The organism is Azotobacter chroococcum (genome assembly GCF_004339665.1).
In the GTDB taxonomy this organism is placed as follows: domain Bacteria; phylum Pseudomonadota; class Gammaproteobacteria; order Pseudomonadales; family Pseudomonadaceae; genus Azotobacter; species Azotobacter chroococcum.
In genome coordinates this window covers 18,163-27,540 of sequence record NZ_SMMU01000041.1, presented here as the reverse complement: position 1 = coordinate 27,540, position 9,378 = coordinate 18,163, and the positions used below count along the sequence as shown (strand labels likewise).

Annotated in this window: 8 protein-coding genes and 1 pseudogene; 6 read left to right on the top strand and 3 right to left on the bottom strand. The window is 65.8% G+C overall.

Features of this window, described 5'->3' with window-relative positions; all coding sequences use genetic code 11:
* Positions 1-105 (bottom strand): annotated as a pseudogene (locus tag EV691_RS20280) (IS5/IS1182 family transposase); the annotation flags it as partial.
* Between the two features lie 269 nt (positions 106-374).
* Here EV691_RS20280 and EV691_RS20275 point away from each other — a divergent pair.
* The 6 genes from EV691_RS20275 (at position 375) to EV691_RS20250 (ending at position 5,528) form a co-directional block, all read left to right on the top strand.
* Complete coding sequence (locus EV691_RS20275; RefSeq protein ID WP_242672604.1) at positions 375-539, top strand: hypothetical protein; 165 nt, start codon at positions 375-377, stop codon at positions 537-539.
* A 112-nt stretch (positions 540-651) separates the two neighbouring features.
* Positions 652-1,119: a helix-turn-helix domain-containing protein gene (locus tag EV691_RS20270; RefSeq protein ID WP_131300310.1), complete on the top strand. Its 468-nt coding sequence runs from the start codon at positions 652-654 to the stop codon at positions 1,117-1,119.
* The gene (locus tag EV691_RS20265) at positions 1,116-1,691 is read left to right on the top strand and encodes a PIN domain-containing protein (RefSeq protein ID WP_131300312.1); all 576 of its coding nucleotides are present in this window, start codon (positions 1,116-1,118) and stop codon (positions 1,689-1,691) included. Before EV691_RS20270 ends, EV691_RS20265 begins: the two co-directional genes overlap by 4 nt.
* A gap of 170 nt (positions 1,692-1,861) precedes the next feature.
* Positions 1,862-3,376, top strand: a complete 1,515-nt coding sequence (gene glpK, locus EV691_RS20260) for a glycerol kinase GlpK (RefSeq protein ID WP_131300314.1) — start codon at positions 1,862-1,864, stop codon at positions 3,374-3,376.
* A gap of 17 nt (positions 3,377-3,393) precedes the next feature.
* Positions 3,394-4,926 (top strand): glycerol-3-phosphate dehydrogenase, encoded by a 1,533-nt coding sequence (gene glpD / locus EV691_RS20255; RefSeq protein WP_131300316.1) that lies wholly within the window; start codon positions 3,394-3,396, stop codon positions 4,924-4,926.
* Positions 4,927-5,090: 164 nt separating this feature from the next.
* Positions 5,091-5,528: a cache domain-containing protein gene (locus EV691_RS20250; RefSeq protein ID WP_131300318.1), complete on the top strand. Its 438-nt coding sequence runs from the start codon at positions 5,091-5,093 to the stop codon at positions 5,526-5,528.
* 148 nt (positions 5,529-5,676) lie between these two features.
* Here the strand turns inward: EV691_RS20250 and typA are convergent, their stop codons facing one another.
* Both typA and thiI read right to left on the bottom strand, forming a co-directional pair.
* Complete coding sequence (gene typA / locus EV691_RS20245; RefSeq protein ID WP_131300320.1) at positions 5,677-7,497, bottom strand: translational GTPase TypA; 1,821 nt, start codon at positions 7,495-7,497, stop codon at positions 5,677-5,679.
* 150 nt (positions 7,498-7,647) lie between these two features.
* On the bottom strand, positions 7,648-9,102 hold the full coding sequence (gene thiI / locus EV691_RS20240) for a tRNA uracil 4-sulfurtransferase ThiI (protein WP_131300323.1): 1,455 nt from the start codon (positions 9,100-9,102) through the stop codon (positions 7,648-7,650).
* Between the last annotated feature and the right edge of the window lie 276 nt (positions 9,103-9,378).

Genomic DNA, 9,378 nt, shown 5'->3' with positions numbered 1-9,378 from the left:
CCCAGACCACGGCACCACCTGGTCCATTTCGAGCAGGAAGCGCTCGCGGCGGGTCTGCTTGCGCTTGCCGGCGTACTCGGCGTCGGCGAAGGACAGTTGCTTCATCGGAAAACTCGGGCAAAGGGGCGGGTGTATTTCACCAGAATCGGGAAGTCTTTTTCAGGATTTCCTTAACTGGATTACAGGTGAGCGCATGGAAGAAGCCTGAAGCCTCGGAGGTTGAGGAGGTGCGCCAGCACCACGCCCTCGTCCTTGCCCTCTTCATCGGCGGCGCCGGCGACAAGAAGTCCGTAAGTGATCCATGAACCCCATCTTCAACCGAAGTAAAGGCCCGCCGATGCTGTGCTCCCGATTTCTTTCTGGAGCCCGTCATCATGATGCGACCCGACGCCAAGGTCGAAAAAGTCTATCTCTACCCCAAGCCCGTCGACTTCCGGAAATCCATCGACAGCTTCGCCGCCCTGGTCGAGCTGGCATCCGGGTGGCGGTGTTCGATCCGATGCCGTTCGTCTTCCTCGACCGGGCGGGCAACCGGGTGAAGAGCCCCCACCACAATAACCACGGCACCGCCCCAGCCATTTCGAATATTGCGTTTTTCGTTTATTTCGAGCACCGTTGGCGGATATCGAATTCCTGCCCGGAGCTGCCACGATGAGCCAGTCCATTCACACCGAAACGAGCCTCCCCATCGAGCGTGAGGTGCAGGCGGCGATCCAGGGACAGCGAGCCCTGGCAGCCTATCTGGCCACTCGTTTCGAAACCCAGCGCATCCAGATCTTCGACGAGCGCAACGAAGCGCACCAGATCGAGCTGCCGACCTCGGCCCTGCGCCTGCTGGTGGACATTCTGGCCGAGCTGGCCGATGGCAACGCGGTCCGGGTGGTGCCCGTGCATGCCGAACTGACCACCCAGGAGGCTGCCGATCTGCTCAACGTCTCGCGCCCGCATCTGGTCAAGCTGCTGGAGGCGGGTGAACTGCCTTTTCACCGGACCGGCAAGCACCGGCGCGTGCGTTTTGCCGACCTGATGCACTACAAGGGCGAACGCGACCGCAGCAGCGAGCAGGCCCTGGCCGAACTGGCCAGGCAGGCGCAGGAGCTGGGGATGGGCTACGAGTGAGGCATTCCCCGTTCACGGCCATCTACGACGCCTGCGTGCTGTATCCGGCGCCACTGCGGGACTTCCTCATGTGGCTGGCGTTGTCCGGTCGTTTCAGAGCCCGCTGGACGGCCGAAATCCATGCCGAATGGAAGCGCAACCTGCTGAAAAATCGCCGGGACCTGAGCCTGGAACAACTGGATCGCACCTCGGAGCTGATGGACCGTGCCGTGCCCGATGCGCTGGTCACCGGCCATGTGGCGCTGATCGACGGCCTGACCCTGCCCGATCCGGACGACCGTCATGTTCTGGCGGCGGCCATACGCGGCAATGCCAGCGTGATCGTCACTTTCAACCAGAAAGACTTCCCGGCCTCCGTCTTGGAGGCCTTCGGTGTCGAGGCGCAGCACCCGGACGAGTTCATCGACAACCTCTTCGACCTGGACCCCGCAGCCGTCGTCGCCGCGGCTCAACGGCAACGCCGACAGCTCAGGCATCCCCCTCTGGATGTGGAGGCCTATCTCGACAGCCTGCGGCGTCAGGGGCTGGTGCAGACGACCAAAGCCCTGGCCGCCTACCGCGCGATTCTGTGATGACCGAAGCCCGCCTCGGGGCGCATCGCTTCATCTCGCCCAATGCCGGCGCCCTGACCCGCAGACGCGAACTACCCTTTCCCTAACGCCCCAGACCGCAGCGCTGCCCGGTACCCGACCGCCAGCACCAAAGCGGTCGAGGCCACCCCGCATTCCAGAGGGCCAGCGTCATGCCCCGCACCGACCAGCACTACATCGTCGCCCTGGACCAAGGCACCACCAGTTCGCGGGCCATCGTGCTCGACCGCGACGCCAATGTCGTCAGCGTGGCGCAGCGCGAGTTCACGCAGATCTACCCGCAGTCGGGCTGGGTCGAGCACGATCCCATGGAGATCTGGGCCACGCAGAGCGCCACCCTGGTGGAGGCCCTGGCCCAGGCCGGCATCGAGCAGCGGCAGGTGGCCGCCATCGGCATCACCAACCAGCGCGAGACCACGGTGGTCTGGGACAAGCAGAGCGGCCGACCGATCCACAACGCCATCGTCTGGCAGTGCCGGCGCAGCGCGGCGATCTGCGAGGAGCTCAAGCGCGACGGGCTGGAGGAGTACGTCAGGGCGCGCACCGGACTGGTCATCGACCCGTATTTCTCCGCCACCAAGATCAAGTGGCTCCTCGACCACGTCGAGGGCAGCCGCGAGCGGGCGCGGCGCGGCGAGCTGCTGTTCGGCACCATCGACTCCTGGCTGGTCTGGAAGATGACCCAGGGCCGGGTGCACGTCACCGACTACACCAACGCCGCGCGCACCATGCTCTTCGACATCCATGCGCTGGACTGGGACGCGCGCCTGCTCGAGGCCCTCGACATCCCGCGCGAGATGCTGCCGCAGGTGCGCTCCTCTTCCGAGGTCTACGGCCACGCCTGCATCGCCGGCAGCGACGCGCACGGCGGCATCCCCATCGCCGGCATCGCCGGGGACCAGCAGGCCGCGCTGTTCGGGCACATGTGCGTGGAGGCAGGCCAGGGCAAGAACACCTACGGCACCGGCTGCTTCCTGCTGATGAACACCGGCGCCAGGGCCGTGCGCTCGGCCCACGGGCTGCTCACCACCATCGCCTGCGGACTGCGCGGGGAAGTCGCCTACGCGCTGGAGGGGGCGATCTTCAACGCCGGCTCCACGGTGCAGTGGCTGCGCGACGAACTCAGGCTGATCGACGACTCGTTCGACTCCGAATACTTCGCCACCAAGGTCGAGGACAGCAACGGCGTCTACCTGGTGCCGGCCTTCACCGGCCTGGGCGCGCCCTACTGGGACCCCTACGCGCGCGGCGCGGTGTTCGGCCTGACCCGCGGGGTGAAGGCCGAACACCTGATCCGCGCGGCGCTCGAATCCATCGCCTTCCAGGCCTGCGACGTGCTCGACGCCATGCAGCGCGATGCCGGCGAGCGGCTCAGGTCGCTGCGCGTGGACGGCGGCGCGGTGCGCAACAACTTCCTCATGCAGTTCCAGGCCGACCTGCTCGGCACGCCGGTCGAGCGCCCGGCGGTGAAGGAAGTCACCGCGCTCGGCGCCGCCTACCTGGCGGGTCTGGCCACCGGCTTCTGGAGCGGTCTCGACGAGTTGCGCGACAAGGCGCGGATCGAGCGGGTGTTCGAGCCGGACTGCTCCGACGAGAAGCGCCGGGCGCTGAGTGCCGGCTGGAAGAAGGCGGTGGCGCGCACCCGGCGCTGGACCGAGGACGACTGAGCACGAAGGCACCCCGCATGAGCCCTTCCAATACCTCCAATGCCGAGCACTACGATGTCGCCGTGATCGGCGGCGGCATCAACGGTGCGGGCATCGCCGCCGATGCGGCCGGCCGCGGTCTGTCGGTGTTTCTCTGCGAGCAGGACGATCTCGCCCGGCACACCTCGTCCGCCAGCAGCAAGCTGATCCATGGCGGCCTGCGCTACCTCGAGCACCACGAATTCCGTCTGGTCCGCGAGGCGCTGGCCGAACGCGAGGTGCTGCTGGCCAAGGCCCCGCACATCGTCAAGCCGCTGCGCTTCGTGCTGCCGCACCGTCCGCACCTGCGCCCGGCCTGGATGATCCGCGCCGGCCTGTTCCTCTACGATCACCTAGGCCAGCGCAAGAAGCTGCCGGGCTCGCGCGGCCTGCGCTTCGACGCCCGCAGCCCGCTCAAGGCGGAGATCCGCCGCGGCTTCGAGTATTCCGACTGCTGGGTCGACGACGCCCGCCTGGTGGTGCTCAATGCGATGGCCGCCCGCGAGCACGGCGCCCAGGTGCAGACCCGCACCCGCTGCCTCTCCGCCAGCCGTCACCAGGATCACTGGCACCTGCAGCTGGAGCGCGCCGACGGCAGCAGCTTCTCGGTCCGCGCCAGCGCGCTGGTGAACGCGGCCGGCCCCTGGGTGGCGCGCTTCATCGAAAGCGGCCTGCAGCAGAAGGCCCCCTACGGCATCCGCCTGATCCAGGGCAGCCACCTGATCGTGCCGCGGCTGTACGAGGGCGAGCATGCCTACATCCTGCAGAACGAGGACCGGCGCATCGTCTTCGCCATCCCCTATCTGGAGCACTTCACCCTGATCGGCACCACCGACCGCGAATACCGGGACGATCCGGCGCAGGTGCGGATCAGCGCGGAGGAAACCGACTACCTGCTCGCGGTGGTCAACCGCCACTTCAAGCACCAACTGAGCCGGGCCAGCATCCTGCACAGCTATTCCGGCGTGCGGCCGCTGTGCAACGACGAATCCACCGATCCCTCGGCGGTGACCCGCGACTACACCCTGGCGCTGTCGGCCAGCCCGGGCGAGCCGCCGCTGCTGTCGGTGTTTGGCGGCAAGCTCACCACCTACCGCAAGCTGGCCGAGGCGGCCCTGCAGCGGCTGGCGCCCTTCTTCCCGCAGATGGGCCCGTGCTGGACCGCCGCAGCGCCGCTGCCGGGCGGCGAAGAGATGAGCGACAGCCGCACCCTGGCCGAGCAGTTGCGCCAGCGCCACGCCTGGCTCGCCCCGAAACTCGCCCGGCGCTGGGCCGGCAGCTACGGCAGCCGCGCCTGGCGCCTGCTCGAGGGCGTCGAGGAGCCCGCCGATCTCGGCGAACACTTCGGCGCCACCCTGCATGCCCGCGAGGTGGATTACCTGTGCCGGCAGGAATGGGCACGGGAGGCCGAGGACATCCTCTGGCGGCGCAGCAAGCTCGGCCTGTTCCTGAGCGAGGATGAGCAGGACCGGCTGCGCAGCTATCTGGACGCCGCCACCCGGCAGTCGGAGACCTGCGTCCTGGCGTCCTGAGCCCGCACAACCACACGCCAAGGCACACCCCCGCCGGCAGCGTCAGCACGACCATGGTCGCAGTTTATCGGTTTCGTCCGGCTGGCTTAGGATCGAGCCGAGGTCGCCGCCCGGTGGCCTTCAAACAACCATGAAATAACAAGAACAAGAGGCGTAAGACATTCATGCGCAAGACCCTGCTGGTAATGCTGTGCACTGCGGGTATCCACCTGACCGCTCAGGCCGGCGAGTTCGGCACCGCCGAGGAAGCCAAGGCCATGCTCGAAAAGGCCGTGGCGGCGGTCGAGGCCGACAAGGCCTCCGCCTTGGAGAAGTTCACCAAGGGCGAAGACGGCTTCAAGGATCGCGACCTCTATCCCTATTGCGGTGGCCCGGACGGCAACTTCACCGCGCATCCCACACTGACCGGCCAGAGCCTGAAGGATCTGAAAGACAAGGCGGGCAAGCCCCTGGGCGAGGAAATCTACGCCACGGCCGAAGCGGGCAAGATCAGCGAAGTGGCCTACATGTGGCCGCGGCCGGGCACCGATACGCCGGTCGAGAAAATCACCTTCGTGACCAAGGCCGACGACCAGGTGTGCGTGGTCGGCTATTACAAGTAGGGACCCGCCCCCGCTGTCGCGCCTGTCGAAAACCTGCATGCCGCTTGATCCGGCATGCACGAACAGGTGCCGGAGGCGGATGATCCAAAAGCCAAAAGCCCCGCCGGATCACTCCGGCGGGGCTTTTCATTGCAGGTCACTCAGCGCATCAGATCTTGCTGCTGCGCTCGTAACGCTTGCGGTCGTTCTCGTTCAGCACCTTCTTGCGCAGGCGGATCGACTTCGGCGTCACCTCGACCAGTTCGTCGTCGTCGATGAACTCCAGCGCCTGTTCCAGGGTGAACTTGATCGGCGGCACCAGCTGGATGGTCTCGTCCTTGCCGGAAGCGCGCATGTTGTCGAGCTTCTTGCCCTTGGTGGGGTTGATCACTAGGTCGTTGTCGCGGCTGTGGATGCCGGCCAGCTGGCCTTCGTAGATTTCCTGGCCCGGCTCGAGGAACAGCTTGCCGCGGTCCTGCAGGGTTTCCAGCGAGTAGGTCAGCGCCTTGCCGGTGGCCATGGAGACCAGCACGCCGTTCTGGCGGTGGGCGACTTCGCCCTGCTTGAGCGGGCCGTAGTGGCTGAAGGTGCTGGTGAGGATGCCGCTGCCCGAGGTCATGGTCAGGAACGAGTTGCGGAAGCCGATCAGGCCGCGCGCCGGCACGGTGTATTCCAGGCGGATGCGGCCCTTGCCGTCCGGCACCATGTTCGACAGGTCGCCCTTGCGCAGGCCCATCTGCTCCATCACCGGCCCCTGGTGGACTTCCTCGATGTCGATGGTGACGTTCTCGTACGGCTCCTGCTTCTCGCCGTCGACTTCCTTGATGATCACTTCCGGACGGGAGATGGCCAGTTCGAAGCCTTCGCGACGCATGGTCTCGATCAGCACCGAGAGGTGCAGCTCGCCGCGGCCGGAGACCTTGAACTTGTCGGCGCTGTCGCCGTCCTGAACGCGCAGGGCGACGTTGTGCAGCAGTTCCTTCTCCAGGCGCTCCTTGATGTTGCGGCTGGTGACGAACTTGCCTTCGCGGCCGCAGAACGGCGAATCGTTGACCTGGAAGGTCATGCTCACGGTCGGCTCGTCGACGGACAGCGGCGGCAGGGCTTCGACGGCGGTCGGGTCGCACAGGGTGTCGGAGATGAACAGCTGATCGAAACCGCTGATGCAGACGATGTCGCCGGCCTGGGCTTCCGGCACTTCGACGCGCTGCAGACCGTGGTGGCCCATGATCTTGAGGATGCGGCCGTTGCGCTTGTTGCCGGCGGCGTCGATGGACACCACCGGGGTGTTGGACTTGACCTTGCCGCGGGCGATGCGGCCGATGCCGATCACGCCGAGAAAGCTGTTGTAGTCCAGCTGGGAGATCTGCATCTGGAACGGACCGTCGACGTCCACCTTGGGCGCCGGCACGTGGTCGAGGATCGCCTGGAACAGGGCGTCCATGTTGTCGTCCATCTTCTCGTGGTCCATGCCGGCGATGCCGTTGAGGGCGCTGGCGTAGACGATCGGGAAGTCGAGCTGCTCCTCGGTGGCGCCGAGGTTGTCGAACAGGTCGAAGATCTGGTCGATGACCCAGTCCGGACGCGCGCCGGGACGGTCGATCTTGTTGACCACGACGATCGGACGCAGGCCGGCCTTGAACGCCTTCTGGGTCACGAAGCGGGTCTGCGGCATCGGGCCGTCCTGGGCGTCGACCACCAGCAGCACGGAGTCGACCATCGACATCACGCGCTCGACCTCGCCGCCGAAGTCGGCGTGCCCGGGGGTGTCGACGATGTTGATGTGGTGGCCGTTCCACTCGATGGCGGTGTTCTTCGCCAGGATGGTGATGCCGCGCTCTTTTTCCTGGTCGTTGGAGTCCATCACCCGCTCGCTTTCGGCTTCCTTGCGATCCAGGGTGCCGGAGAGCTTGAGCAGCTTGTCGACGAGGGTGGTCTTGCCATGGTCGACGTGGGCGATGATGGCGATATTGCGGAGATTTTCGATCACAGGTTCTATCTCTATGAAAGCTTCGAGCTGAAGGCTGGAAGCTGGAAGCTGGAAGAAGGAAAGCTGGCCGGGCTGCCCGGCCGCGACGTCTCGGGCCGTTACCGGTCGGGAGGGCGGTGGCGGATACTGCCACCGAGCAGGCCCGGCAACCTATGCCGGACGATAAACGCGCACATTGGCATGCCCCTCGCTGAGCAGATGATGAGCATGCAGGCGGCTCATGACACCCTTGTCGCAATACAGCAGGTACTGGCGGTTGGCATCCAGGTCCTTGAAACGGTTGTTCAGCGCGTAGAAGGGCAGCGTCTGCACCTCGATGCCGGCCAGCTCCAGCGGCTCGTCCTCGGCCGCATCCGGATGGCGGATGTCGAGGACGATCTGTCCGGCCAGGGCCTCGCCGACCTCCTCCACGCGGATCTCCTCGCCAAGTTCGTCGATCACCCGGTCGATCGGCACCAGACGGGCGCGCTCCAGGGCGCGCTCGAGGATCGCCATCTCGAACTGGCGCTCCTCGTATTCGATGCGTTCGCGCTTGGCACGGGTGGTCGGGTTCACCGAGATCACCCCGCAGTATTCGGGCATGTGCTTGGCGAACTCGGCGGTACCGATGCGCATCGCGGTGTCGATGATGTCCTGCTTGTGGCTAGCGATCAGCGGGCGCAGCACCAGCATGTCGGTGGCCGAATCGATCACCGAGAGGTTCGGCAGGGTCTGGCTGGAGACCTGGGAAATCGCCTCGCCGGTGACCAGCGCGTCGATCTTCAGGCGCTCGGCGATGCGCGTGGCGGCACGCAGCATCATGCGCTTCAACACCACGCCCATCTGGCTGTTGTCGACCTTGCCGAGGATCTCGCCGACCACCTCCTCGAAGGGCACGCTGACGAACAACACGCGCTGCGAGCTGCCGTACTTCTGCCAAAGGTAGTGGGCGACCTCCATCACCCCCAGCTCGTGGGCGCGCCCGCCGAGGTTGAAGAAGCAGAAGTGGGTGAGCAGCCCGCGGCGCATCATCTGGAAGGCCGCCACGGTGGAGTCGAAGCCGCCGGACATCAGCACCAGGGTCTGCTCCAGGGCGCCCAGCGGATAGCCGCCGATGCTGTCGTGCTGGCTGTGGACGACGAACAGGCGCTGGTCGCGAATCTCCATGCGCACCTCCACTTCCGGGGCGGTGAGCGAGATGCCCGCGGCGCCGCACTGCTGGCGCAGGCAGCCGCCGACGTAGCGCTCCACTTCCATCGAGGTGAAGGAGTGCTTGCCGGCGCGCTTGCAGCGCACGGCGAAGATCCGCCCGGGCAGCTGCGCGGCGTAGTGGCGCTTGCACTTCTCGAGGATGTCGTCGAAGTCGCCCAGGGGGTACTCGTGCACCTCGAGGAAATGGGCGATGCCGGGCGTGCAGATCAGCCGCTCGACCATCTCGTGCAGGGTCCGCCGATCCTCGACTGTGGTTTCCACCTCGAGGTTGTCCCACACGCCCGTCACCGCCAGCTCCGGATCGAGGTCGCGCAGCACGCTGCGGATGTTCTTCGCCAGCTGGCGAATGAAGCGCTTGCGCACCGGCGGGCTCTTGATGGTGATTTCCGGGAAGACCTTGACGATGAGTTTCATGGAGGCAGCACGGGCCGGGCAGGCAAAAAGGGGGCGCAATTATAGCGGATCTTGCTCAAGACTTGATCACCTATCGGCAGAGCGGCGCACGCGCACCAAAATGAAACAAAACAACTGATCCAGGCACATGAATAGAGCAAAACTTTCCGCCAGAATATCGGGCACCGGCGAGGCAGATCTGCCGGAGAGCTTGCCGGTCTCCGCAGAACAATGGCATGAAACTTGCTCTCTTGTGGCGCAGCTTGCCTTGGCGGATGATCACCGCCCGGTTTTCAC